This is a genomic window from Pseudarthrobacter defluvii, from assembly GCF_030323865.1.
In the GTDB taxonomy this organism is placed as follows: domain Bacteria; phylum Actinomycetota; class Actinomycetes; order Actinomycetales; family Micrococcaceae; genus Arthrobacter; species Arthrobacter sedimenti.
Window position 1 is genome coordinate 39,097 of sequence record NZ_CP066362.1, and the last position, 25,113, is coordinate 64,209.

At 66.3% G+C, this 25,113-nt stretch carries 26 protein-coding genes; 3 read left to right on the forward strand and 23 right to left on the reverse strand.

Annotation, left to right across the window (positions count from 1 at the left end; genetic code table 11):
- Positions 1-53 precede the first annotated feature (53 nt).
- Entirely contained in the window at positions 54-458 is a 405-nt protein-coding gene (locus JCQ34_RS00200) for a DUF5997 family protein (RefSeq protein ID WP_286400672.1), read from the reverse strand.
- Between JCQ34_RS00200 and JCQ34_RS00205 the strand changes: the two genes are divergently transcribed.
- Complete coding sequence (locus tag JCQ34_RS00205) at positions 457-1,242, forward strand: LysR family substrate-binding domain-containing protein (RefSeq protein WP_434738955.1); 786 nt, start codon at positions 457-459, stop codon at positions 1,240-1,242. The genes JCQ34_RS00200 and JCQ34_RS00205 overlap by 2 nt on opposite strands.
- A 98-nt stretch (positions 1,243-1,340) precedes the next feature.
- On the opposite strand, the gene JCQ34_RS00210 is transcribed toward JCQ34_RS00205, so the two are convergent.
- The 3 genes from JCQ34_RS00210 to JCQ34_RS00220 are packed head-to-tail and all read right to left on the reverse strand — an operon-like array spanning position 1,341 to position 3,324.
- A complete protein-coding gene (locus tag JCQ34_RS00210) occupies positions 1,341-2,003 on the reverse strand; it encodes a DUF3618 domain-containing protein (RefSeq protein ID WP_286400674.1) in 663 nt (220 codons plus the stop codon).
- Positions 2,000-2,431, reverse strand: a complete 432-nt coding sequence (locus JCQ34_RS00215) for a phage holin family protein (protein WP_286400676.1) — start codon at positions 2,429-2,431, stop codon at positions 2,000-2,002. Before JCQ34_RS00215 ends, JCQ34_RS00210 begins: the two co-directional genes overlap by 4 nt.
- Positions 2,431-3,324: a hypothetical protein gene (locus JCQ34_RS00220; protein WP_286400678.1), complete on the reverse strand. Its 894-nt coding sequence runs from the start codon at positions 3,322-3,324 to the stop codon at positions 2,431-2,433. Before JCQ34_RS00220 ends, JCQ34_RS00215 begins: the two co-directional genes overlap by 1 nt.
- Before the next feature lie 275 nt (positions 3,325-3,599).
- On the opposite strand from JCQ34_RS00220, the gene JCQ34_RS00225 reads away from it, so the two are divergent.
- Complete coding sequence (locus JCQ34_RS00225; RefSeq protein ID WP_286400680.1) at positions 3,600-4,133, forward strand: MarR family winged helix-turn-helix transcriptional regulator; 534 nt, start codon at positions 3,600-3,602, stop codon at positions 4,131-4,133.
- 68 nt (positions 4,134-4,201) lie between these two features.
- Here the strand turns inward: JCQ34_RS00225 and JCQ34_RS00230 are convergent, their stop codons facing one another.
- From JCQ34_RS00230 to JCQ34_RS00285, 12 genes are all read right to left on the reverse strand, one after another.
- Positions 4,202-4,489, reverse strand: a complete 288-nt coding sequence (locus JCQ34_RS00230; protein ID WP_286400682.1) for a hypothetical protein — start codon at positions 4,487-4,489, stop codon at positions 4,202-4,204.
- 45 nt (positions 4,490-4,534) lie between these two features.
- The gene (locus tag JCQ34_RS00235; RefSeq protein WP_286400683.1) at positions 4,535-5,671 is read right to left on the reverse strand and encodes a Vms1/Ankzf1 family peptidyl-tRNA hydrolase; all 1,137 of its coding nucleotides are present in this window, start codon (positions 5,669-5,671) and stop codon (positions 4,535-4,537) included.
- A gap of 161 nt (positions 5,672-5,832) precedes the next feature.
- The gene (locus tag JCQ34_RS00240; RefSeq protein WP_286400685.1) at positions 5,833-6,174 is read right to left on the reverse strand and encodes a hypothetical protein; all 342 of its coding nucleotides are present in this window, start codon (positions 6,172-6,174) and stop codon (positions 5,833-5,835) included.
- A 33-nt stretch (positions 6,175-6,207) separates the two neighbouring features.
- A complete protein-coding gene (locus JCQ34_RS00245; RefSeq protein ID WP_286404699.1) occupies positions 6,208-7,458 on the reverse strand; it encodes a D-arabinono-1,4-lactone oxidase in 1,251 nt (416 codons plus the stop codon).
- A 43-nt stretch (positions 7,459-7,501) separates the two neighbouring features.
- Positions 7,502-8,407 carry a pentapeptide repeat-containing protein gene (locus tag JCQ34_RS00250; protein WP_286400687.1) on the reverse strand — a complete coding sequence of 302 codons (906 nt, stop codon included), beginning with the start codon at positions 8,405-8,407 and terminating at the stop codon, positions 7,502-7,504.
- A 32-nt stretch (positions 8,408-8,439) separates the two neighbouring features.
- On the reverse strand, positions 8,440-10,206 hold the full coding sequence (locus tag JCQ34_RS00255) for an amidase (RefSeq protein WP_286400689.1): 1,767 nt from the start codon (positions 10,204-10,206) through the stop codon (positions 8,440-8,442).
- Positions 10,203-11,306 carry an agmatine deiminase family protein gene (locus tag JCQ34_RS00260; RefSeq protein WP_286400691.1) on the reverse strand — a complete coding sequence of 368 codons (1,104 nt, stop codon included), beginning with the start codon at positions 11,304-11,306 and terminating at the stop codon, positions 10,203-10,205. Before JCQ34_RS00260 ends, JCQ34_RS00255 begins: the two co-directional genes overlap by 4 nt.
- Before the next feature lie 42 nt (positions 11,307-11,348).
- Positions 11,349-12,065, reverse strand: coding sequence for an alpha/beta fold hydrolase (locus JCQ34_RS00265; protein ID WP_286400692.1), 717 nt, complete (start codon positions 12,063-12,065; stop codon positions 11,349-11,351).
- A gap of 44 nt (positions 12,066-12,109) precedes the next feature.
- The gene (gene rsgA, locus JCQ34_RS00270) at positions 12,110-13,270 is read right to left on the reverse strand and encodes a ribosome small subunit-dependent GTPase A (protein WP_434738919.1); all 1,161 of its coding nucleotides are present in this window, start codon (positions 13,268-13,270) and stop codon (positions 12,110-12,112) included.
- A 304-nt stretch (positions 13,271-13,574) separates the two neighbouring features.
- Complete coding sequence (locus JCQ34_RS00275) at positions 13,575-14,615, reverse strand: hemolysin family protein (protein ID WP_286400694.1); 1,041 nt, start codon at positions 14,613-14,615, stop codon at positions 13,575-13,577.
- Positions 14,608-15,969 carry a hemolysin family protein gene (locus JCQ34_RS00280; protein WP_286400696.1) on the reverse strand — a complete coding sequence of 454 codons (1,362 nt, stop codon included), beginning with the start codon at positions 15,967-15,969 and terminating at the stop codon, positions 14,608-14,610. Before JCQ34_RS00280 ends, JCQ34_RS00275 begins: the two co-directional genes overlap by 8 nt.
- A gap of 127 nt (positions 15,970-16,096) precedes the next feature.
- Positions 16,097-16,333 (reverse strand): zinc-ribbon domain-containing protein, encoded by a 237-nt coding sequence (locus tag JCQ34_RS00285; RefSeq protein ID WP_286400699.1) that lies wholly within the window; start codon positions 16,331-16,333, stop codon positions 16,097-16,099.
- Positions 16,334-16,479: 146 nt separating this feature from the next.
- On the opposite strand from JCQ34_RS00285, the gene JCQ34_RS00290 reads away from it, so the two are divergent.
- Complete coding sequence (locus JCQ34_RS00290) at positions 16,480-17,631, forward strand: GGDEF domain-containing protein (protein WP_286400701.1); 1,152 nt, start codon at positions 16,480-16,482, stop codon at positions 17,629-17,631.
- Positions 17,632-17,670: 39 nt separating this feature from the next.
- Here the strand turns inward: JCQ34_RS00290 and JCQ34_RS00295 are convergent, their stop codons facing one another.
- The 7 genes from JCQ34_RS00295 to JCQ34_RS00325 are packed head-to-tail and all read right to left on the reverse strand — an operon-like array spanning position 17,671 to position 24,944.
- Positions 17,671-18,786: a Gfo/Idh/MocA family protein gene (locus JCQ34_RS00295; RefSeq protein WP_286400703.1), complete on the reverse strand. Its 1,116-nt coding sequence runs from the start codon at positions 18,784-18,786 to the stop codon at positions 17,671-17,673.
- The gene (locus JCQ34_RS00300; protein WP_286400705.1) at positions 18,771-19,469 is read right to left on the reverse strand and encodes a ThuA domain-containing protein; all 699 of its coding nucleotides are present in this window, start codon (positions 19,467-19,469) and stop codon (positions 18,771-18,773) included. Before JCQ34_RS00300 ends, JCQ34_RS00295 begins: the two co-directional genes overlap by 16 nt.
- A 48-nt stretch (positions 19,470-19,517) precedes the next feature.
- Complete coding sequence (locus JCQ34_RS00305; protein WP_286400707.1) at positions 19,518-20,522, reverse strand: sugar phosphate isomerase/epimerase family protein; 1,005 nt, start codon at positions 20,520-20,522, stop codon at positions 19,518-19,520.
- A gap of 34 nt (positions 20,523-20,556) precedes the next feature.
- The gene (locus tag JCQ34_RS00310; protein ID WP_286400709.1) at positions 20,557-21,747 is read right to left on the reverse strand and encodes a Gfo/Idh/MocA family protein; all 1,191 of its coding nucleotides are present in this window, start codon (positions 21,745-21,747) and stop codon (positions 20,557-20,559) included.
- A 29-nt stretch (positions 21,748-21,776) separates the two neighbouring features.
- On the reverse strand, positions 21,777-22,682 hold the full coding sequence (locus JCQ34_RS00315; RefSeq protein ID WP_286400711.1) for a carbohydrate ABC transporter permease: 906 nt from the start codon (positions 22,680-22,682) through the stop codon (positions 21,777-21,779).
- Position 22,683: 1 nt separating this feature from the next.
- The gene (locus JCQ34_RS00320) at positions 22,684-23,619 is read right to left on the reverse strand and encodes a carbohydrate ABC transporter permease (RefSeq protein WP_286400713.1); all 936 of its coding nucleotides are present in this window, start codon (positions 23,617-23,619) and stop codon (positions 22,684-22,686) included.
- Positions 23,616-24,944 (reverse strand): extracellular solute-binding protein, encoded by a 1,329-nt coding sequence (locus tag JCQ34_RS00325; RefSeq protein WP_286400715.1) that lies wholly within the window; start codon positions 24,942-24,944, stop codon positions 23,616-23,618. Before JCQ34_RS00325 ends, JCQ34_RS00320 begins: the two co-directional genes overlap by 4 nt.
- Positions 24,945-25,113: the final 169 nt, after the last annotated feature.

The window sequence follows — 25,113 nt, forward strand, 5'->3', positions numbered from 1 at the left end:
CCGGACGTTCAAGGTCCTGACGGGCGAACAAGCTTCTGAGGCGCGACTGCGGCCTACTCGGCCTGGGCGCGGTCCATCTTCGCCTGCTTTTTGGCGGCCTCTTCCTTGACCCGCTGGGCTTCGGCGCGGACGGCAGCGTGCGTAGCGCGTTCGGTGACCAGCCACTGTGGCGGGGCCTGCAGCAGCGCGGTGATTTCCGCCGTCGTCAATGCTTCCTCCACGCCGCCGCGCGCCAGGCCGCTGATGGACACGTTCAACTTCTGGGCCACCACGGGGCGGGGGTGCGGGCCGTTGCGGCGCAATGCGGCCAGCCATTCCGGCGGGTTGGCCTGGAGTTCGGCGAACTCGTCGCGGGTGATGGTTGAATCCTGGAACTCCTGCGGCGTGGCCGGGAGGTAGATGCCAAGTTTCTTGGCAACAGTGGCCGGCTTCATGGACTGGGAGTTTGCAGAGGTCATGCTTCAAGGGTATCCGGGCGGCGGGTACTGTGAAGACGTGCCAGCCGACGATACCCCCACGCCCGACGCCCCCGCTGCCCCGGAAGAGGCGGCCCCGCGGGTGCTGCGCATCGCCTACGTGGCCGGGGTAACGCCGGGCAAATGGATCCGACGGTGGGAAGAGCGGATGCCGCACATCCCCCTTCAAGCGTTTATGGTCGACGGCGGTGTCCAGCTTGGGCCGCTGCAGGACGGCAGCGCGGACATGGGCTTTGTCCGCCTTCCCATCGAGCGGGAGGGCCTCAGTGTGATCCCGCTGTACGAGGAGCAGCCGGTGGTGGTGGCCCCGAAGGGCCATGAGATTTCGGTGTTCGATGAAGTGCCGCTTGCCGACCTCGCGGAGGAATCGTTCCTGGATGCCGCCGCACTGGGCGGAGCGGAGGCCGCCCTCCAGGTGGTTGCCGCCGGCGCCGGCCTGGTGATCCTCCCCATGGCGGTGGCCCGCCATTTCAACGTCAAGGACACTGTGGCGCGCCGCCTGACGGGGGCAGAGGGAACAGAAATTGCACTCGCCTGGCCTACCGAGGCCACGGACGAAGTGCTGGAGGAATTCATCGGCATCGTCCGCGGACGCACTGCCCAGAGTTCGCGGCAGCCCTCTGCCCAGCCGGCCAAGGTGAAAAAGGAGCCCAAGCCGGACCGCCGCGGCACCGGCGCGAAGAAGGCGCCCAAAGTGGCGCAGCGCTATGCGCCCAATCCGGACAAAGGCCGCGGGCGGGGATCCCGGAAGAAAGGCAAACGCTAGCCGGGGTTTGACGGGCCCGGTTTAGCCGCCGGGCAGCAACGAAGCCGGCCCGCAGATGCGGTCCGGCTTCGTTGTGTTGTCCTGCCCAGCCACGCGGGTTAGGTGTTTTGGACGTTGTCTTTGGCGTCGGTGGCGCGGTCTTTGACGTCGGTGGCGGCTTGTTGGCCTTCGGTTTTGACGTTTTGGGCGGCGTCGGTGGCGGTGGCCTTGACGTTTTCCATGGCTTCCTGGGCGGGTTCCTTGAGGTCTTGGGCGACGGTTTTGGCGGCGTCGGTGACCTGGGTTGCCAGGGGCTGGGCTGCGGTTTTGAGTTGGTCCGCGGCTTCGCGTTCTTTCTGGCTTGCCGGGATCAGGGAGGAGACCAGCAGCCCGGCGCCGAAGGCGATGAGTCCTGCGGCCAGGGGGTTGCCGGCGGTTTTGGCTTTGACCTGGTCCGGGGCGGCGCTGACGGTGTGGCCGGCGTCGGAGAGTTTGGCCGAGACCGTGTCTCCTGCCTGGTGGAGGCTGTCGCCGGCTGAGTGCATGGCGTTGGTGGTGTGCTCGGCGCCGGTGGAGGTTGTGTCGTGGACTTTGGTGGTGGCGGTGTCTGCGGCTCCCATGATTTTCTCCTTCACCCCGGTCACGGCATCGCGGACTTTGTCGGTTTGGCGGTGGACGATGTTGGACGGGGTGACTTTGTCGGCCACGGCGTCCACGTTGGTGCCCAGGCGTGCCCGGGTGGCTTCGATGTCTGCTCGGATGACGTCGGGGTTTTCGCTCATCGGTTTACCTCACCTGGTTTTAGGGTTGGGGGAATTTCTGAGAGGGTTTCCCCTGTCTGGGGCAGTCCCTTGATCTGCTTGAGTTCCTTGCGGCCTACCGAGGCCAGGACCGCGGCGATGATCGCCCAGATCACGGCGACGATCAGCGCGGCCCAGCCCAGGGCCATGACGGCGCCCAGGGCCCACATCAGGGCCAGGGAGAGGAAGAGCAGGACGAAGTGTCCGCCCACGCCGGCGCCGGCGAGCATGCCTGCGCCCTTCCCGGCCCGGGAGGTGGATTGTTTGAGTTCGGCCTTGGCCAGCTCCACTTCCTGGCGCATCAGGGTGGACAGGTCCCGGGTCACATCACCAAACAGTTCACCCAGGGACGCGTTGTCCGCTTTCACATGCGCCGCACTGGGCGGCGGCTCAGGAATCTGGCTACTCATCACAGACCACCCGTTCCGTGGCGGCCGGTGCCGGAGGTGCCTTCGCCGCCGAAGGTTTCTTCACCGGTGTACACGCCGTTTTCGGCCCGGTAGGGGTCGTCCTCGAACCGAAGAGGGGATTCCTCTGCGGTACCCGAGGGCAAGGTGGTGGTGGAAACAGGGGCGCCGCCCACTACCGGCTCGTCGAAGAGGTCATCGGTGCCGGCGGCGTACACGGTCTCCTGGTGCAGCGGCGCTACCGGCGGCGATTGCACGGCCCGGTGCTGGCCGCTGCCCTGAGTCGAGCCTGCCTGGGCCTGTCCCTGGGATTCCGGGGCTCCTGCGGTAAGGCCGCGGGTGAGGCGCCCGGCCAGTACGCCTGCGCCGGCAGCGAGGAGCAGGAAGGTGCCGGGGCGGTTGCGGGCGAAACGTGAGACCTCGTTCAGGAGGTCACCGGGCTCGCGGTTCTCCAGCCAGGACGCCACCGTGGAGGTGCGCTCGGCCGCCTGCCGGACAAGGTCGCTGGCCACGCCCTGCTGGTCCGGGGCGCTGGCCATGCTGTGCAGCTGGCTGGAAATGTTGCGCATGCCTTCGGCAGCCTTCTGCTGCTGCGTGCCGGCCTGGCTGGTCAACCCGGACTTGGCCTGGTGCAGCAGGTCCTGCGCGTTGGCCTTCGCCTCATGTGCCACGTTCGCGGCCTCACCCTTGGCAGTTTCGGCTACTCCCTGCGCGGCAGATGCGGCGTGCCCGGCCACGTTGGAAGCCTCTTCCTTGGCTGCCTGCGTCTTTGAGGTATCGCCCGAGTCTGCAGAATAGGAGGCCTGCCCGGGAGCTACCTCTGTTGCACCGTACGGATCGGTGGTGGCCGGGTCGGCGCCGGTGTGGGGGGTCTGGGGCCATTGGTTCTCTGTCATCTTCGCTCTCTTTCAGAAAGGGTTAGCTGGCGATCAAGAACCAGCAGTGCTGGCGACTTAGTAAGCAAGGTTACTAATTAGATACTAAGCACACTTCCCATTTCGATTGCAAGGGGTAGTGCATGCGTTTTCGTGTTGGGGAGTGGTAGGCGCGGATGTTGCCGGGTTGCCGGATAGTAAGCCTACTTGCGAATATGTTGCTAAGCATGCTTATTGTAGGGGTGTAGCGACGCAGGGTGACCAGCACTTCGCCAACTACAGGAAGGCCGCGGCCGATGACCAGCAATCTCGATCCGGACGCCCGGAGCAGCTACCGCCTGATCACTTTGGCGGCCCGGCTGATCCAGCGGCGGCAGGACGATGCACTGGCCCCCCTTGGCCTCACCCGTGCGGCAGTTATTGCATTGGAAGGTTTGACGGGGGGACCACTGAACCAGGAACAGCTCGCAGACGCGATCAGGGTGCAGAGCCAGACGCTGGGGCGGGTCCTTACGCGCCTCGAAGCTACGGGACTCATCACAAGGACCCGTCATGCCTCCGACCGCCGGCAGTTGAAGGTTGAGCTGACGGAGGCCGGTGTTGCGGCTGTTGAAGCGGCGCGGCAGGCCGAGGTCAATGCCTACCCGGATGATCCGGACATCGAATGGAAGGTGCTCCGGGATGAACTGACGAAGTTTGTCCGTGCAGTGCCGCTCAGCCGGGACGCCGGGGTTGTCCCGTTTGCCCCACCGGAACACCGGTCCGGACACCGACCCCAGACCGGGCGGGCAGCGGGCATGCGGGGCTGGGAACAGCCACGCCAGAACTGAGCTGTCCCGAAGTTCTTGACTGAATGAAAAGCAGTGGCCGGCCCCAACGGGCCGGCCACTGCTTTTCTTTAACCTTTGTCTTCCGGTTCCTCCTCCAGCAGGCCCCGCTGCGCAAGGTCTGCGGCATCGGCCGCCTCCGGTGGCAATGGATCCGTCGCCGGCGGAACGTCGCTGGGGGCATAATCAGCCAGCCCCGCCGCCACCCGCTCCTGTTCCGCGGCCTTCTGGTAATCGTCATCGTCAACGTCTTCCGGCATCTTGCCGTGGCCCGTACGGGTGGGAGTGGGAAGCGCGTCCTCCTCCGGGACCATTACGCTGTCGAGGACATCATCCGGGTTTTCATCTGCAGTGCTCATGGTGCACCTTCCAATTGATGGTTCGGCGAAAAAATCAGCAGGGATTTACGACGACGGGACGTCCGGACCCGAGGACCAGCGCAGCAGTGCCGCTACATGGACGCCCTCAGGCAGGACGGGCCCCGGGACCAGGAGGACGCGCGCGTCAGTCAGCGCGGCGGCCCGAAGCAGCGCCGCCGGGGCGGGAACTTTGCCCAGGATTTCCGCGCCCAGGGCCTCCTCCTTGGCCGTGGCGATCCACGGTTCCGCGGCCAAGGCCAGCATGGTCCGTTCGGACAGGGCGGCGTCATCCAGGATCAGGGTGTCCACCTGCGCCTGCTGCAGGGCATGCACCACCGCCCCCACCCCGTGGGCGGCTTCCGGGTTGGCCTGTCCTTCCCGGACCGCCAGCCTGTCCATCACGTTCTGCTGTTCCTCAGCCCACACCTCGGAAACGTGCTGGTTGACCTGGTCCTCCAGGTTGGCGCTGTCCGCACCTCCGGTATGAGTGTGGGAATCCACCTCGGACACAAGGGCCTGGCTGGCCTCGGACAGGTTGTCCTTGACCAGGCCGCGGGCCCGGATATCGCCGGCGAGGACGATGAGCCGTGCACCGCTTGCCCGGGCCACCCTGTCAATTTCGCCTGCCACTTCATCCGCGTTGCGGCGCCAAACGTCCTCGGTGTGGTGCTGGAACCGCAGTTCCGACCAGCCGCCGCCGTGGAACTTGTGGATGTTCTCGGATTCGCCTTCCACTTCCCGCACGCTGCTGGGGGCGCCGGCACCCGCCCGGTACAACCGGATCTCGCCGTGTTCCCGGCTGACTTCGGCCACAACATACGGCAGCTCTTCCGGCCGGTGCTTGACCAGGGGCAGCAGGTCGGGGACGGGCTCCATAGCCACCCGTTCGGGAAGGACGAGGTCTCCGGGAAGTACCTCGTTGACCTCGACTTTCCCGCTGTGGACCAGGACGAACCTCGAGACGGGGGCGGGCAGTCCTGCTGCCGGCTGGAGTGCCTGCTCCATTGCCGCAATATCAGCTGCTGCTGCCCCCTGTGCCTCCAGCTGGGCCTGGGCGTTCCCGGGCCTGACGTCGCCGGCTTCCAGGGAGTCCACCGTTCCGGTTCCGGCAGGCACATAGGCCGTGCACCAAGGGCCGGGGCGACGGTACAGGTCGGCGTACTTCTGCAGGCTGGTGGTCACTGTTCCCCCTCCTCTGTGGTGAGGGGAGTGGAAGAGGCATTGCCGCGTTCTGCCATGACGATCTCCTTCGCGAGCGATTTAGTATCACTGGCTTACTAGTTCGTCACTTCACCGTAGCACCAACGGGCGGGCTGCTGAAGGGCCCTGCGGCCCCTTCCAGCTCAGGCGTGGCAGGCGTCCTTCAGGGCCCGCACGGAGTCCTCCGGCACCTGGTCCCCGGCCTCGGCGATCCGGTCCAACGGCGTCGTTATTTCCGTTGGGACACCTGCCGTCCGCGCTGCCGACACCAGGCCAGCCAAGGCCTGCCGGTCCGAAGGGCTGACCAGGCCGTCTTCGACCAGGGTGCAAATCTGCCGGTTGACTTCCTGGGCTGCGCTGGAGGCGGCCTTGGACGCGGCCTCGCTGGCCGCGCTGCCCGCCGCCTCCCCGACGGCACCGCACCCGGTCAGCAGCAACAGCGCGGTGGACAGGGCGGCGGAGGTGGTGGCGTGGCGAAAGGTCATGCCTCCACCGTACGGGGGGCTGCAGGCCGGCGGCTACCGGCGGGCCGGGACGCCCAGGATGCTGTCCAGCAGCCCGTTCCGGAACTTGCCCTCGGGATCGTGCCCTGCCGCGAAGGAACGGAAGTCGGCGAAGCGCGGGTACAGCTTTTCCCAATCGTGCCCGCCGGGCGTGAACAGCTTGCCCCAGTGCGGCCGGGCCCCAAAGGGCCGCAGGGCTTCCTCCAGGACCGGAAGGAACGCCTCAACCTCTGGCTGCATGGGCTTCCAGGTGAAGTGCAGCGCCACGCTTTGCTGCCGGTAGAACGGGCTGAGCCAGAATTCGTCGGCGGCGCCGGTGCGTACTTCCGAGACGAAAAGCAAGGGCGAAAGCTGTCCAGCCAGCCCTCGGACTGCCTGGAGGGCGGCGGGGGCGTGCTCCAAGGGAAGGATGAATTCGCTTTGGAGTTCATCTCCGTTGCTGGGAGTGAATTCGTGCCGGAAGTGCGGCAGCCGGTCCAGCCACAGCCCGGGTTCGTCCAGTTGCGCCGTGCAGTTCTCCGCGGACATGTCCGGCAGGGGATGCCGCGGCCGCAGGGCGGCGGTTGCCCCGAACAGGCTGGGAAGCGCCGGCTCCTCATCCAGCGCCTTGAGCCAGACCTGGTTGACGGTGTTACCGGCGTAGTCGGTGAACAGGCTCACGCTGTAGGCGGCGGAGACGATGGCGTTGAAGTCCGCAAGGGCGTTGTCCCAGGGCAGGTCCTCCAGGACGCGCTGCCGCATCCGGAAACTGGGGCGCACTGCAAGCTCCAGGCCGGTGACAATGCCCAAGGCCCCGATGCCCACCACACTGGCCTGGAACTCATCCCCGTCCGCCCTGGTCAGCGTGACCTGCTCACCGGAGGCGCGGATCAGGTCGATGGACTCCACGGCGCCGGCCAGTGAAGGGTTATTCACCCCGGAGCCGTGTGTTCCTGTCTGCACCGCGCCTGCCACCGAGATGTGCGGCAGCGAGGCGAGGTTGTGGATGGCAACGCCGGACTTCTCGAGGGTCCGGCAGAGCGCCCCGTAGCTCACCCCGCCGCTCACGCGCACCGTGCCACGGTTGGATTCCAGCTCCACCTGCTGTGGCAGCGCATCGAGGAGCACATGGACCCCGTCCGTGTCGCCCACCCGGTTGAACGAGTGCCGGGACCCCAGGGCCTTGACGCGCGGCGATTCAGCCACGATGGCGGCCAGCTCCGCTACGGATTCCGGCCGGCGGACATCCGCGGAGGAGTATTCAAGGTTTCCTGCCCAGTTCTTCATCGAGTGGCTTTCGGTTGGCATCGGTTTCCTCCCACTGTCAGCGCTAACATTCCGGGCTGTCAAGGCGCTTCCGCTGGCTGGGCGGGACCGGGAGGGCGGCAGCCGGAGGTGGCGGCGACGGGATCCAATGGTCGGGCCGTTTGAGCCCGGCGGGGAGGCGTGTGGACAGGCTGCCGCGGGCTGCGGCGATTTGTGCCTGGGTGAGGAAGAGCGCTTGGCCGAGGTCGGCGTCGTCGAGCCTTGCATCACGCAGGTCGGCTCCCAAAAGGTCCACCGCCGTCAGGTCCGCACCCCGGAGGTCGGCAGCGATCAGGCATGCGCCGCGAAGATCGGCACCGCACAGCACGGACCCGCGCAGGTTCGCTCCGGCCAGGTCGGCGCCCGGTGCCAGGTCGTTGCGTTGTGGGCCGTCGGCCAAGTACCCGGCGCGGACCTCCTCGCTGACCCACCGCAGCGCTTCGCCCACCTGCAGGTGAAGGCTTCCGACGTCGGCAGTGAGGACCGTCCCAAGGTCGCCTTCCGCCACCTCCCGGACCTTTGCCTGGAGATGGCGCACCTCGTCGGCGGCGTCCGGACTGTACGCAACCGCCTCTGCCTGCGCCAGGTGCCACAGCATTTCGTGCAGCTGGCGCAGGACCCTGAAGGCGGCGAACATGTCCGGCGCTGAACCCGGGTTGTCCCGCCAGCTGGTGCCGTGGAACAGCCGCTGGCTGACGGCCTGCCCCGCACCGAAGCAGTCGAACACCGTGCAGCCGGCAAAGCCGCGCGGCCGGAGCCTGTCATGGATGGTGCAGGAAAAGTCCGCGGCCAGGTTGGGGCAGGGGGTGGCCGGCGGCTTGTCGATGGCGAAGTCCGCCGAGCGGGTGAAGCCGAACGCCGTGCAGCACAGGGCAAAGCATTGTGCGCAGTCGGGCCGGAGGGCAGCCTGGTTGGCAAGGGGCCGTGCCATCCGCCCAGACTACCCACTGCGGCTGGTTTGGGTCAGTCCCCTTTTCGTGCAGGCGTGGTGCGGGGCGGCGGAACCCGTCGGCGGCCCGTGGCTTCGAACGCTGCTGCCAGGCGGAGGAGTTCCGCGTCGCTGTAGGCCTTGCCCGCGAAGGTGAGGCCCACCGGCATCGCGATGTCCGCCGCGAGGCCCATGGGCACGGTGACCGTGGGAATGCCAAGGTGCCGGGGGACCAGGTTTCCGTTGGCCACCCACACGCCGTTACGCCAGGCGATGTCCGCCGAGCGTTCGTTAGTGTCGGCATCCGCCGGGGCAACGTCGGCGGCCGCCGGGAACACCACGGCGTCCAGTCCCAGCCGGTCCATCCACTCCTCCAGGTCCACGCGGCGGGTTTCCTCGAGTCCCGCCAGGCCTTCGGGCAGGTGCGGGATGTCGGCGAGGACAGGAATGCCGTGCTCCCGGATCCAGGCAGGATAGTCCGCGATGTCGTCATCGAACCCGTCATAGCGGTCCGGCAGTGCACCGTGGGGAGCGGGGAAGATGGCGGAACCGTCGACGTCGGCGAGGCTGTTTAGCTGTGGGTCGCCGTTGGCAGCCAGGAAGTCATTCCATGCCCAGGCCGACAGGTCCACAATCTCGTGCCGCAGATACTCCGGGGACACCAGGCCGCGGGTGCCGATGGTAGGCGCGCCCGGACGGTCACCTTCGTAATTGGACACCACCGGGAAGTCCACCTCCACCACTTCGGCGCCGGCGGCTTCCAGGTCGCGGCGGGCCGCAGCCCACAGTTCCAGGATGGACGCGCGCGTTTCGATCCGCTGGCCGGTGGGGCCACCGATGCCAGGCGCCTCCGCCGTCCCGGCATCAGGGTCGGCATTCATGTACATCCGGGGAATGCCCAGCCGTTTACCCGCGAGGACAGCCGCGGCGGCAGTCGCGTCCGGGACGGCGAGGTCAACGTACGACGGCGGGCGGACGGCGGATGCCCTGGGCACCTCGATCCAGGGCTGGACGCGCCAGAAATCACCGCGGGTCTGGGGGTCGTCCGCCACCACCACGTCCAGGACTTCCAGCAGGTCCGCCATGGTCCGCGCGTGCGGAACCACCACGTCCATGGTGGGGACCAGAGGCCAGTTGCCCCGGACGGAGATGACACCGCGCGAGGGTGTGTAGGCGCAGAGGGCATTGTTGGAGGCCGGCGCCCGGCCCGAGGACCAGGTTTCCTCGGCCAGGCCAAAGGCAGCGAAGCTGGCCGCGGTTGCAGTTCCGGAACCGTTGGACGATCCCGAAGCGAAAGCGGCCGTGAGGAAGCTGGCGTTGTAGGGACTCTCAGCCCGTCCATATACCCCGCGCTGCATACCTCCGTTGGCCATGGGCGGCATGTTGGTCAGCCCGATCAGGATGGCACCACCGGCCCGCAGGCGCTCGATGGAGAAGGCATCGCGCTGCGCCACCAGGTCCTTGAAGGCCGGCGAGCCGGCAGCAACGGTAAGGCCTTTGGCCTGGTAGCTGTCTTTTGCGGTGTAGGGGATGCCGTCCAGCGGGCCAAGGGTGAACCCGGCAGCGCGGCGCCGGTCCGATGCCTGGGCCTCCGCAATGGCGTCCGGGTTCAGGACAACCAGGGCATTCAGGCATATACCCGACGAGTCATACTTCTCGATGCGCTCCAGGTAGAGGCGGACAAGCTCCTCGCTGGTTACCTCACACGCATTGAGGACAGCCCTGAGTCGGCTGATACCGGCTTCCACCACATCAAACTTTGCCGCCGCCTCCGGCTTCCGCGTCTGCTCCGCCGTTTTCATGCCGCACCGCCTTCCCGCGGGGCCGGCTGCTGCTGCGTGATGCAGTGGATGCCGCCGCCAAAGGCGAAGATGTCCCGTGCGTCCACCAGTTCAACGGTGCGCCCGGGATACGCGCGTTCCAGGATGCCGGCAGCGATGGTGTCATTGGGGTCATCGAAACCGCAGAGCACCACAACGTCATTCGCCACGTAGTGGTTGATGTAGGACCAGTCCACCCAACCCTCATCGTCCTTGGGCGTGGTTGGGGCGGGGACGTCGATGATGCGCAGCGGCCGGCCCAGGGCGTCCACTTGGCCGGCCAGGACAGCCTTCAGCTGCAGGTACACCGCGTGGTCCGGATGCGCAGGGTCATCCTGGCGGTGCAGCAGGATGGTGCCGGGGCCGGCGAAGGCGGCCACGATGTCCACGTGGCCCCGGGTGCCGAATTCGTCGTAGTCCCGGGTGAGCCCGCGCGGCAGCCAGATGGCCTTGGTGGTGCCCAGGGCCGCATGGATTTCCGCCTCGACTGATTCCTTCGTGGCGCCGGGGTTGCGGGCCGGATCGAGCTGCACTGTCTCGGTCAGCAGCACTGTCCCTTCGCCGTCCACATGGAAGCCGCCGCCCTCATTGACCAGGGCTGACGGACGGACCGGTGCGTCCACTCCTGCCGCTACTGCGCGTGCCACCGTCTGGTCCTTTCCCCAGGCGGCCCAGTCCTGGGCGCCCCAGCCGTTGAAGACCCAGTCGACCGCGGCCAGTGAGCCGTCGGCGGCATGGACGAACGTGGGGCCGCTGTCCCGCAGCCAGGCGTCGTCCAGCGGCACCTCCACCACGTCGATGCCGCTGCCGAGCCATTCCCGGGCAGCGGTGGCGTCCCGTGGATCTGCGACAACTGTGACGGGTTCGTAGCGCGCAATGGTGCGGGCCACCTTGGTCCAGGCCGCCCGTGCCCTGTCCAGGGTGGAGCTTCCAACGGCGCCAAAGGTGTCATTGGGCGGCGGGAAGGCCATCCAGGTGCGCTGGTGCGCCTCCCACTCTGCGGGCATGTGGGTGGTGGTGCCGATTGAAGCGTGGTCAGGGGCGGCGTTGCCCTTGATTGCGGTCGAATAAATGAATGCCATTCATTTATTATGAAGACGGCGTTGTCCGCGCGCAAGAGTATTTCAGGCTTCGTCCACATCCGTACGGTCAACAGCCGCCAGAATGGCCCTGGCCAGTTCCTTTGGCTTGGTGAACTGCGGCCAGTGCCCGGTAGGCAGGTCGATGTACTCTACGTCCCGGACCCTGGACAGCTCTGCGACGAAGGGGTGGCCGGCGGCGATCCACTCCCGGAGCATGGCGGACGGAAATTCGCAGGTGATCACGGTGGCGGGCACGTCGTAGCGCCGCTCGTCATGCAGCTGCTGCTTGCCGTAGGCCACGCCGCGGGGCTCCGGTACTGCGCGGACCCGGAATGCCTGGCGAAGGCCGTCGTCGAGGTCAACCAGGTCGGCGTCGTCGAAATCCTCCCAGCGCGGCAAGGGCACGTCGTCCCCGACAGCCCGCAACTCGTCGTTGATCACGCCGCCTTCACCCAGGGGTCCGCTGTCCACATAGATGGCCCGCTCCACCTTCTGCGGCCTGGCGTCCACGGCTCCATGGATGATGGCACCGCCGCCGGAGTGCCCCACCAAGACCACCTTGCCGGGCAGGCCGTCCAGGACCTGCACCACCGCATCGATGTGGTCCTGCAGGTTGATGCCCGACCGGCTGGCGTCCACCGCCTCCTTTCCGGGAAGGGTGAGGGAATGGGTTCGGTGTCCTGCCGCTTCCAGCGCTGGCACCACCGCCTCCCACGACGAAGCATCCAACCAGAATCCGGGTACCAGGATGATGTCCATGACCGAACCCTACTCCCCACCCCCGACCCGGAGTACGGGCATTCCTACCGCTTCCGCTTCCGGTCCTTCCCTACGTTGCGGTTGCCGCGTTCAGAGGCCTCGCGCTCCGCCCAGCGCTGCGACTTCCCCGCCGTCACCACCTTTTGGTGCCACTCGCGGTGGTACGCGCGCTGGGCCGCGACGTCGGACCGCCGTGCCAGTGCTGCCAGCTCCCGCTGCATTTTCAGGTAGGAGTTCCAGCGGCGCTCGGCGAGGACGCCGCTGTCGATCGCCTCCCGGACCGCACAGCCCGGTTCGTTCCCATGGCCGCAGTCCGCGAACCGGCAGCCGGCGGCCAGTTCCTCCACGTCGCCGAACATCCCGCCCAGGCCTTCCCCGGCATCGAACAATCCGAAGCCGCGCACCCCCGGCGTATCCATCAGCACGGTGCCGTTGGCCAGCGGCACCAGTTCCCGGGAGGTGGTGGTGTGCTTGCCTTTGAAGTCCCCGGACCGCACTTCTCCTGTCTGCTGGACTTCACGGCCCACCAGCGCGTTGATCAGGGTGGACTTGCCGGCGCCGGACGGGCCCAGGAGCACGATGGTGCCGGCGGGCGGGATGCGGGACATCAATTCGTCGATCCCGTCGCCGTTTTCGGCGGACGTGGTGACCACCTCCACGCCCGCCGCCTGCAGGATGACTTTCCCGACGACGTCGTCCGCCACCTGTGCCAGGTCCGCCTTGGTGATGATCACCAGCGGGGTGGCGCCGGAGTCCCAGGCGGCAACGAGGGTGCGTTCGAGCCTGTTGTGCGTGAGCGGCCGGTCCACGGGAACCACGATCCCTACGGTGTCCATGTTCGCGGCCAGGACCTGCTCCTCGGAGGAGTCCTCGAACGCGCGCTTGCGGCTCAGCTCGGAACGCCGGGGGAGGACTGCCAGGATCTGGCGATCGCCGGCACGGTTGCGTCCCGTCCAGACCCAGTCGCCGGTGACCGCCGGGTCGCCGGACAGCGGATACGGCAGGTGGAGCAGCGCGTCCTCGACGGCAACCAGCAGCAGGGTGCGGTCAACGCGGACCACGCGTCCCCGTCCCGTGGCGCCGGGGCAGGGGTGCTGATCGAAGTGGCGGGCGACGGCGGGGGTGTAGCCGTACGCGGTCATGGTGCGGGTGGGTTGGATGGCGCTTGAGGTGTTGTCCGGGGCGTTGCCTGAAGAATTGTGCACGGTGGTTTCCTCGCGAGGGTCCCCGGCGCCGGAACGCTATGGCGGACAGTTGCCGTCAGTCAGGCGTGTGCAGCCGGGAGGATGGGTGATGGAGTCGGTGCGGGGCGCTCAAGGCGCGCGGCAACAGCAGTCATCAAAACCACCTCCCATCCCTCGTGCAAGTTTTCGTCCTCCTGCCGGGACGGCAGGTGGGAACCGGGCCCCACTCTAGTACCCGCCGCCGTCGGGCACTAGGGGCAGGCACAAAAAGGGAGCGGATCCGGCTGCTGATTGAACCGGACCCGCCGCCCCCTTGGAAACCGGACTATACGCTGGTGGCGTCCTGCACCTCGCCCACCAGTTCCTCGATGATGTCCTCGAGGAAGAGCATCCCGGTGGTCCTGCCATCGGCGTCGAACACCCGGGCCACGTGGGCTCCGGTCCGCCGCATCGCCGCCAGTGCATCCTCAAGGTCCGCGCCGGCAAATGCCGACGCCAGGCGTCGGACCCGTTTGGCCGGGACCGGCTGGTGGAATTTCTCCGCCGCAGTGAGGTCCATGACGTCCTTGAGGTGCAGGTAGCCATCGGGCTCCCCGGCACTGTTGGTCAGGATGTAGCGCGAGTAGCCGTGCCCTGCCACGGCCTGCTGGATGTCTGCCGGCGTGGCGGATTCCGGCAGAAGCACCATGTCGGCCATGGTCACCTGGACGTCCGCCACGGTTTTGGCGGTGAATTCGAACGCGTTGGTCAGTGCGCCCGTGGTGTCCGTCAGCATGCCGTCCCGGGTGGACTGCTCCACAATCGTGGCCACCTCGTCCAGGGTGTACGCGCTGGTGGCCTCGTCCTTGGGCTCCACCCGGAAGAGCCGCAGGATGGAGTTGGCTATCCCGTTCAGGGCCCAAATAACGGGCTTGAACACCTTGGCCACCATGACCAGCGGCGGCGCAAGCAGGAGGGCCGCACGGGTAGGCACTGAGAAGGAGATGTTCTTGGGCACCATCTCGCCCACCACCACGTGGAGGAAGGTCACCAGCAGGAGCGCCACGATGAACGCGATGATGCTGATCGCCTCATAGGACAGGGACGTCAGGCCCAGCGGGATCTCCAACAGGTGGTGGATCGCCGGTTCGGAGACGTTCAGGATGACCAGGGAGCAGACGGTGATGCCCAACTGGCTGGTGGCCAGCATGAGCGTGGCGTGTTCCATGGCCCAGAGCGTGGTTTTTGCCGCTTTGCTGCCGGCCTCGGCCTTGGGCTCGATCTGGGAGCGGCGGGCGGAGATGACGGCGAATTCGGCTCCCACGAAGAAGCCGTTGACCACCAGGAGCACCGCCAGCCAGATGATGCCGGGAAGGTATTCACTCATGGGTCAGCTCCTGGGTCAGGTTGTCGATGATCCGATCGTGCGGGCTTCGCGGAGGCTCGCCGGACGCGGCGGGCGTGAAGCGCAGCCGCTCCACGTGCATGCCTGCCACGCGCTCCACGCGGAGGGTGCCGCCGTCGACCTTAACCTCATCGCCCAGTTCGGGCAGGCGGTCCAGGCGGTCAGTGACGAACCCGCCCACGGTGTCGTACTCGTCCCCGTCGGGGACCTCGATTCCGGTGCGGTCCAGCAGTTCGTCCGGCCGCAGTGCGGCGTCGAACGTGATGGACCGGCCTACGCGGACAACGCCGGCGCGCGCCCGGTCGTGCTCATCCTCCAGTTCGCCCACGATCTCTTCCACCAGGTCCTCCAGGGTGACGATCCCGGCGGTGCCGCCATGCTCGTCCGAAACGATGGCCACCTGGAGCCCCTGACGCCGCAGCAGGCCCAGGAGGGTGTCCACGCCCATGGATTCCGGCACCCGCAGCGGCTCGATCATGAGCTCCGCCGCGGCAGTACCGGCCCGTTGGTCCAGAGCCACGGCGAACGCCTGCTTGACGTGCAGGAGGCCCAGGACGTCGTCCCGGTCCCGCCCGATCACGGGAAACCGGGAGTAGCCGGTGGCCGTGGCAAGCGAAACGATGTCCTCTGCGGTGTCGGACAGGCCTACGGCCGCCATCCTGACGCGCGGGGTCATGACATCAGCGGCACTGTACCCGGAGAAGCGGAGCGTGCGGCGCAGCAGGGTGGCATGGTCCAGGTCCAGGACACCTTCGACGGCGGAGCGGCGCACCAGGGAGCTCAGCTCCTCCGCGCTGCGGGCACCGGAAAGCTCTTCCTTGGGCTCAATTCCGAACCCGCGGATGATCCTGTTGGCAGTGTTGTTGAAGAGCAGGATCACGGGCTTGAACACGGCCGTGAAGAGGGCCTGGAATGGCACCACCACCTTGGCCGTAGCCAGCGGCAGGGCCAGGGCGAAGTTCTTGGGGACAAGCTCGCCCACCACCATCGAAAAGACCGTGGCCAGGAAGATTCCGGCAACGGAGCCGACGGCGGGCACCAAGGCTTCGGCCAGCCCCGCGGACTGCAGCGGGCCGCTGAGCATGCGGCTGATGGCCGGTTCGAAGGTGTAGCCGGTCAGCAGCGTGGTCAGGGTGATGCCCAGCTGCGCCCCCGAGAGGTGGGTGGAGGTGATCCGAAGGGCTTTGATGGTGGGACCAAGGCGCTTCTCGCCGCGGGCTTGGCGTGCTTCGAGATCGTGCCGGTCCAGGTTCACCAGCGCGAACTCCGAGGCGACGAAGAAGCCGGTGCCGACGGTCAGGACCAGGCCGATGCCCAGCATGATCCATTCATACATTGGGGCGCCCCTCTCCTGTGGTGGCCGGTGTTCCGGTCAGGTGGCAGAGGGGCCAGGGCATGTGTGAAGGGGGGTCGTCCATATCCGGTTCAACTCCGCGGCTGGCGGAGAAGTTCCGGAGCGCCTCTTACCGGCGCAGCTCCAAGGCCCGCTTCTGCCGCCCGCTGATGGACGAAACGTAGCCGCAATTGGTGCAGGTGATCCGGAACTTCCGGGACACCGTGAGCACCGGGATGAAGAACAAGGTGAACTTTGTGGCTTGTTCCTCAAGGAGGTGGTGGATGAAGGCGCCGCAGTGCGGGCACGTTGCCGTCTTGCCCGGCAGCGCCTTGAGCACGGTCTTGAACCCGAAGAGGAGGAGCATTGCGCGCCTTTCGTTGTCCGAATGGTTAACCTCCCACCCTAGGCGAGTTTGGCTGGTCCACATCCGGGGTAGGGATGCTTTGCGCCATGTGGGTGGTGCGATACTGGCGTGGGCAGCATTAGGGCTTTTGGGGGGACTTCTGGCACATGGTTCTGGATACGGCGACCCTGCGCATCGCTTTTGGCCTGATGGCCCTGGTGCTGGTGGTCCTTTTCTACTTTTCCGCCTACCGGGCGACGCGCTCGCCGTACAGTGCGTGGTGGTGCGGGGCCTTGCTGTTCTTCCTTTCCGGATCCGGCTGCTTCCTGCTGGACGGCACGCCACAGCAGTGGTGGGCCAACCCGCTGGGTAATACACTGCTGGTGCACGGCGGGGTTGCTGTGTGGGCGGGCGCGCGCTCACTGCGGACCGTGCAGCCACCCAAGTGGGCCTTTACCGGCATCCCCCTTGTCACCCTGGTGGCGTCCCTGCTGGACCACCCCGCCACCAACACCTGGTCCGGCGGTCCCGTGTTCCTCGCCGCGATGAGCCTGACCGTCGGACTGGCGTCGCGTGAGCTGTGGCGGCTTGAGCCGGGCTATTCGCGGGTGCGCATCCCCATGGCGGTGGCTGCAGGCGGCCTGTCCGCTTACTATTTCTTCCGCTGGCTGGCGTTCCTGGTGGAGGGCCCGGACGGTCCGGTTTTCGTTACCGTTTTTGGATCGGCCGTGACCACCATGGTGACTATGGTGCTGTTGGTGGTGGTGTCCTTCAGCATGGCCGGGTTGAGCACCGAACAGCAGACCCGCGCCCTGCGGGTGGTTGCAACCCGTGACGACCTCACCGGACTCCTGAACCGCAAGGCCTTCCTGGACCTCGCTGCCGAACAGCTTGCCGACCGCACCATCACCGGGGGCTCCGGCGCGCTGATCCTTGCCGACCTTGACCATTTCAAGGTGGTCAACGATACACACGGCCACGCCGCCGGCGACCTGGCGTTGCAGGCCTTCGCCGACGCCTGCGTTGCCACGGTCCGCTCCACCGACCTGGCCGGCAGGTACGGCGGGGAAGAGTTCGTGATCCTGGTCCCCGGGGCAAGTGCTGAACGGGCCGAGACGATCGCGGAGGAAATCAGCAGTCGCCTGGCAGGTGCTGCAGCGCCGGACGGCATGGAGATGCCCACCGCGAGTTACGGCATTTCAACCTACGACGGCGGGACCTCCGATGTGGACCGCCTCATCGCCGCAGCTGATGAGGCCCTGTACAGGGCCAAGTCATTGGGAAGGAACCGCGCCGCCCGCAGCGATGAGCTGCACTAGCTGCACTGCGGCGGGCGGCGCGGTTCCGGTTCCGGGTGGCTACTTGGACTGGAGGGCGTCTGCCTGCTCGGCGAGGACGGTCAGTGCCACGCTTTCCGGCCGCTCAACAGTGCTCTGGATGCTGACCGTCATGCCGCTGTGCGCTGCCTTGAGGACAGATTCCATGACCTCCAGGGCGTGGTAGGCCAGGGCCCCGCCCGCGCGGGGTTCCTTGCCCTGCGGGGTGGTAGCGAGATCCGCGATGCCGAACCCGCGCCCGGCATCGACGTATCCTGCCGAGGCGGGGAGGGTTTCCCAGTCCTCGGCGCCCAGGGAGAACAGCTGGACGTCGCCGTTGAAGTGGTTGGGGTCCGGGACCACCAGGGAGCCGCGCTCGCCGTGGATCTCGATGTTCGGCGACTTGGACTTCACGGCGTCGAAGCTCATGAAAAGGGTGGAAAGCGCTCCGGAGGCGTGGACCAGGATGCCGGTGACGTGGGAATCGATGGTAACCGGCACCTTTTCACCCTGCCGTGGCCCCGAGCCGATGGTCCGCTCGTTGCGGGTGTGGCTGGCCGCGCCGAGCACCGACACCACGGGGCCCAGCAGCGTGACCAGGGCGGTGACATAGTAGGGACCCATGTCCAGGAGGGGACCGCCGCCCGGCTGGTAGTAGAAGTCCGGGTTGGGGTGCCAGCGTTCGTGGCCCGGGGTCACCATGGTGGCTGATGCCGAGATGGGGGCGCCGATGAGGCCGTCGTCGATGGCTTTGCGGGCGGTCTGGATTCCGGTGCCCAGCACGGTGTCAGGGGCACAGCCGACGACGACGCCTGCCTGGCGTGCCGTGTCCAGCACCTTGCGTGCCTCTTCAGTGGTGGCCGCCAGCGGCTTTTCGCCGTAGACGCTCTTGCCGGCCTCGATCGCCTTCAGTGCGACGTCGGCGTGGGCCGCGGGGATGGTCAGGTTCAGGACCAGGTCGACGTCGTCGGCGGCGAGCAGTTCCTCCACGGAGACGGCGCGGACGCCGTCGTAATCATCCGCTACCGCCTGGGCCCGGGCAGGATCCAGGTCCGCCACGGCTACCAGCCGGACTTGGTCCAGCCGCCGGAAGTTGGTGAGGTATTGGGCGATAATGGCTCCGCAGCCAATGATTCCGACGTTCAACGGCTTGCCCACAGCAGGCCCCTTTCGATGATGGTGCGTACGTTCTGGTCCTGGAGGATTTCCACGCGGTGGCCGGGGGTGGCAACGAAGATCCGGCCCTTGCCCCACTGGCGGGTCCAGATGGCGGGGGAGGTCACTTCGCGGTGCCAGGGGTCCCACTCGCGGACTTTCTGGGTGGTGGTGGCCAGGACATCGATGTAGTCATCTGCGAGGACCCAGTACTGCTCGGTGACCAGTTCGAAGTCCTTGATGCCCGTGGTGATGGGGTGCTCCGCGGCGGCGGGCAGCATGTTGACGGTGTAGGGAACGTAGTTGTCCGACTGTTCGCCGACGCATTCGTCCGGGTGCTTGCCGGGGTGGCAGGCGAACTGCCCGCCGATGAGGTGCAGGTAGTCGGAGGTGTTCCTGTACGAATCGGCGATCCCGCCGTGCCAGCCGGCCAGGCCGGTGCCGTTCTCCACGGCTGCCCGCAGTCCGGCAAATTCGTCCTTTTCGATGGTGCTCATGGTCATGCACTGCACGATCAGGTCCACCCCGGCCATGTATTCGGCGTCGGCGTAGACCTTGGGGGATTCTTCCACCCGGACCTCATAGCCGTTGTCCTTGAGGTAGGGAATGAAGAGTTCGGTGGCCTCGTAGGGCTGGTGGCCGTCCCAGCCGCCGCGGACGACCAGCGCATTCTTGCGATCTGTCATTGAAGTTTCCTTTGTTTGGCTGCCGGCGTGTGCCGGCAAAGCGAGGGGTCAGCGGCTGGCGAAGGCGGCGTCGAAGGCAGCTGCCGGCGGAGCGATCCGGGCCAGTTCCTGGACCATGGCCAGCGCCTGCGGGGCGCCGATAAGGCGGTCCATGCCGGCGTCCTCCCATTCGATGCTGGTGGGACCTTCGTAGCCGATGGCGTTCAGGGTCCGGAAGATCCGGTTCCACTGGACATCCCCGTGCCCTGCTGTGACGAAGTCCCAGCCGCGCCGGGGGTCCGCCCAGGCGAGGTGCGAACCAAGGCGGCCGTTGCGGCCGTCGAGTTGGCGGACGGATTCCTTGACGTGGACGTGGAAGATCTTGTCCGCGAAGTCCTGCAGGAACATCACGGGGTCCAGGTCCTGCCAGATGAAGTGGGAGGGATCGAAGTTCAAGCCGAAGCTCTCGCGGTGCCCGATGGCTTCGAGCGTGCGCTTGGCGGTCCAATAGTCGTAGGCGATTTCGGACGGGTGGACTTCCAGGGCGAACCGGACGCCCTCCTCCTCGAAGACATCGAGGATGGGGTTCCATCGGTCGGCGAAGTCCTGGTAGCCGGCATCGATCATTGTCTGGGAGGCCGGCGGGAACATGGCCACCGCCTTCCAGATGGAGGACCCGGTGAAACCCGTTACGGTCTTCACGCCCAGGCGGGCGGCTGCCCGCGCGGTGTCCTTCATGGCCTCCGCGGCCCGGCGGCGTACCCCTTCGGGCTCGCCGTCGCCCCAGGTCTCCGCGGACAGGATGTCCCGGTGGCGCTCGTCGATGGGGTCGTCGCACACGGCCTGGCCGGTCAGGTGGTTGGCGATGGCGAACACCTTGAGGTTGTTCTTTTCGAGGATGTCCAGGCGGCCCTGGAGGTAGTTGTCGTCCTCGGCGGCCCGGCGTGGGTCAAGATGGTCGCCCCAACAGGCGATCTCCAGGCCGTCGAAGCCCCACTCGCCGGCGAGCCGGGCCACCTCCTCGAAGGGCAGGTCGGCCCACTGGCCGGTGAAAAGCGTGATTGGTCGTGTCATGTGCGTTCCTAGATTGATCGAAGCCGTACTGTGCTCAGACTTTTTGCCACTGGCTGGAATTCGCGGCGCTGGACTCCACGGCGGCCAGCACCCGCTGCACCTGCAGGGCGTCCGCGAACGACGGTTCCGGTTGGCGGCCCTCGCCGATGGACGTGACGAGGTCCACCACCTGGTGGGTGAAGCCGTGCTCGTATCCCAGGCCGTGGCCGGTGGGCCACCAGTTCCCCACATAGGGGTGCTCGGGCTCGGTGACGAAGATCCGGCGGAAGCCTGCGTCGGGGGATTCTGCCGCGTCGTAGAAGGACAGGACGTTCATTTCCTCGAAGTCGAAGGCGAGGGAACCCTTGGTGCCGTTCACCTCCAGCCGCATGGCGTTCTTCCGGCCCAGCGCGTAACGCGTGGCTTCAAAGACGCCGATGGCACCTGCGGATGTGCCGCCGTCGAACTTTGCACTGAAAATGGCCGCATCATCGACGGTGACCGCCCCGCGCGGGGCGTCGCTGCTGAGGTCGCCGTGCCCGCCGAGGCCCACCAGGTCGCCGGCCAGCGGGCGTTCCCGGACGAAGGTCTCCAGCATGGCCGATACCCCGCTGATGTTCAGGCCCGTGACCCACTGGGCGGCGTCGATGCTGTGGGCTCCGATGTCACCCAGGGAGCCCGAGCCTGACTTGCTCTTGTCCAGGCGCCAGGTCATGGGGGCGTTGGCGTCGGAGAGCCAGTCCTGCAGGTACTGGGCCCGGATGTGGCGGATCTCGCCGAGCCTGCCCTGTTCCACGAAACGTTTGGCCAGTGCCAGCGCCGGGGTGCGGCGGTAGCTGAAGCCGCACATGGAGAAGACGCCGTTCTTCGCGGCAGTCTCCGCCGCGAGCGTCATCCGTTCAGCCTCCTCCACGGAGTTGGCCAGCGGCTTCTCGCACAATACGTGCTTGCCGGCCTCAAGGGCGGCGATGGCAATCTCGGCGTGGGTGTTCCCGGGCGTGCAGATGTCGATAAGGTCGATGTCGTCGCGCTCGATCAGTCGGCGCCAGTCAGTCTCAACCGAGTCCCAGCCGAGCTTGTCCGCCGCGGCACGGACGCCGTCGGCATTCCTGCCCGCTACCGCGGTGAGCTGTGGCTGCAGCGGCAGGTCGAAGAACCGGGGTGCGGTTCGCCAGGCGTGGGAGTGGGCTGCACCCATGAAGGCGTAACCCACCATGCCGACCCGCAGGGTCTTGGCGGTGGTCATGTCGAAAGTCCTTTCTTAAGGCCCGGGCGTTACTTGCTGAAGCCGGCGGTCAGGCCTGCCAGCAGCTGGCGCCGGCCGATGACGTACAGCACCAGGATGGGCAGGGTGCTGAGCACCACCGAAGCGAGAACGGCAGGGATGTTGACGCTGAATTCACCCTGGAACGTCCACAGGCCCAGGGGCAGGACGCGCAGGCTGGGGCTCTGGGTGAGGACCAGCGGAAGCAGGAACCCGTTCCAGACATGCAGCCCGTTGTAGATGGCAACCGTCACGATGGCCGGCCGGGTCAGGGGAAGGGCCAGCCGCCACATGGTCTGCCACTCGCTGCAGCCGTCCAGCCGCATCGACTCGAACAGTTCGTTCGGGACATCGCGGATGAAGTTGGACAGGATCAGCACCGTCAGCGGGATGGCGAAGGCAATGGACGGCAGCATCAGCGCCAGCAGGCTGTCATAGAGGTTCAGCCGGATGATCATCAGGTAGATGGGGATGATGGTGGCCTGCAGCGGGATGGCCAGCCCCATCAGGAACATGCCGTTGACCAGCTTGAGGAACCTGCCGGCGCCGCGGACGATGGCAAACGATGCCATGAACGAGATCAGCACCGTGGGAATCACGGAACCGAGCGTGACGATCGCGCTGTTCAGGAAATACTGGGCGAAATCCGCCTCAAGGACAGACTGGTAGTTCTCGAACGTGGGCTCGGTGGGCAGGGACAGCGGATTCTGGCCGAAGTAGCCGGCCTGGGTCTTGAGGCTGGTGACCACCACATAGTAGACCGGCAGGATGATGACGGCCAGCCAGATCCAGCCGCCGAGGCCGCCGGGGATGTTCAGTCGCCGGAGCCTTGTGCCGAGTCCCCGGTTGGCGGCCGCGGAGCCACCAAGCGATCCGGTGCGGGCCTCCTGGGTATTGCTTTTCAGGACGGTACTCACCCTACAAACCTTCCAATTGGCTGCCCTGCTTGTCCTTGCCTCCAAGGCGCTGGAGGAACAAGGCGAGTGCAAGGCCGATGATGACGAGAATGACGGCGATGACGCTGGCAGGGCCCATCAGGTTGGCCCGGAAGCCCCGGAGGTACATGTCCAGGGCCAGGATCCGGGTGGAGTTTCCCGGTCCACCGCCGGTAAGGACGAAGATCAGGTCGAAGTAGGTCAGCGAACCCACCACCATCAGGGTGGAGGAGGTGATGATCGTGTACTTCAACTGCGGAAGGGTGATGTGGAAGAACTGCTTGATGGTCCCGGCCCCGTCGATCTGGGCCGCCTCGTACAGGGACTTCGGGATCTGCCGCACGCCGCCTTGGTAGATGAGCGTGTGGAACGGCACGAACTGCCAGGCGATGACGAAGATGACCAGGCCGAGTGCCAGGTGCGGGACACCCAGCCAGTCCTGGGCAAGGAACGGCAGGCCCAGGCCGGTTGCCAGGCCGAAGTTGGGGTCCAGCAGGGCCTTGAAGGCGATGGCGACGGCGGCGGATGACAGCAGCAGGGGCAGGAAGTACAGCACCGCCAGGACTGCCCGGTACCGCTGGCTTCCCGCGGTGAAGACGCCGAGCAGGAGGCTGATGGGTGTCTGGACCAGCCAGGAGACGATCATGATCAGGAAGGTCAGGCCCAGGGCGTTGTACAGCCCCGGATCTGCCAGCACGGAGAACCAGTTGTCCAGTCCCGCCGCCCCGATGGCACCAATGCCGTCCCAGCTGGTGAAGCTGAGGATGAGTACACCCGCCAGCGGGATGACGGCGAACACCAGGAAGAAGAACAGTGCAGGGATGGTCAGCCACGCCAGCGCGGCCTTGCGCTGTTCGGTCTGCTTGGAATTCCTGACGCCGACGTTGGGCCCCGGGGCGGTGGAGACGGCGTTACTCATTTCCCGAGGGTGCCGTTCATGTTCTCGGCGAACTGCTGCGGCGTGATCGACTTCAGGAACAGCTGGTCGATGTTGTTCAGCAGGGCCTCGGCGGCGGTGGGGCTCAGTGCCTGGTCCCAGGACTGCTGGAAGCTGGGGGCGTTCTTTGCGAGGTCGTAGACGAAGTTGAGGAAGTCCTTGTCCGGGGACGTGTTCAGCTTGCTTTCGATGCCGTTGACGATGGGGACGGAGCCGGAGTTGATGTAGGCGTCGATCATGGTATCGGTCATGATGCCGTCCTTGAGGAACTTCTTGGCGGACTCCTTTTCCTTGTCGCTGGCCTTGGCGGAGATGGACTGGTAGTTGGCCGGGTTGCCGACGCCGTTCTTGGGGTCGCCCTTGCCGCCGGGAAGGGTGGGGAACTGGACGAAGCCCAGCTTGCCGTCCTGGACGAAGTTCTTACCGTCTTTCTTCATCGGACCGTAGGTCCAGGAACCGTGCAGCATCATGGCAGCCTTGCCGGTGTAGAGCAGGGCCTGGTCTGCGTTCGAGTCGGCTGTGATGGAGGAGAAGCCCTTGATGAAGCCGTCAGCGGAAACCAGTTCCTGGATCTTGGTGCCGGTCTCGATGACTGCGGGGTCCATCCAGGCATTGGGCTTGCCTTCAAAGATTGCCTTGAACACGTCGGGTCCGCCGATGCGGTCCAACAGGTATTCGAGCCACATCATGGAGGTCCAGCGTGACTGGCCGCCCAGGGAGAAGGGTGCCACCCCCATGCCGTTGAAAGTCTTGACCAGCGACATGACGTCGTCCCAGGTCTTGGGCGGCTGGACGCCGGCCTTCTGGAAGAGTTCCTTGTTGTAGAACAGGACGATCGGACCGACATACATATTGGGCAGGGCATAGATCTTGCCGTTGACCGTGGCGGCGCTGAAGGTGGACGGGAAGAACTTCTTCTTCAAGTCCGGTTCGGAATCCAGCCAGCTGGTGAGGTCTTCAACCTGGTTTGCCTCGGCGTAGGTCTTCAGCGTGCCGCCGCCCCAGTTGTAGATGATGGTGGGCGCCTGGTTGGCGCCGATGGCGGTCTTGATCTTGGTCTTGTAGGCGTCGTTCTGGAAGAACGTGATCGCGATTTTGTTGTCCGGGTTTGCCTGGTTGAAGGCATCGACAGCCTTCTGCATGTTGGTCTGGTTCGGCTCGCCGGACAGGAACCACATGCTGGCGCCGCCATTGCCGCTGGAGGCACCCGGACCTGACGTGCCGCAGGCAGAGGTTGCGGCAACGGCAAAGGGAGTAAGGGCAGCGAGGGCGAGGAAAGAGCGCCGTGAGGTCTGGGGTTGCTTCATTGCTTCTCCATTGTGAATTTTGCTGTCGAGGTACGGGGCGTCAGCTCCGACGATCGTTCGAAACATTTCGAACGGTGATATAAGTCACGCTGTAAACTAAAGCGCCAATCATCCGCCTCGTCAAGGGATCGTAGAGGATCTTTTTGAGGAATCCGCGGGATTTGACCAA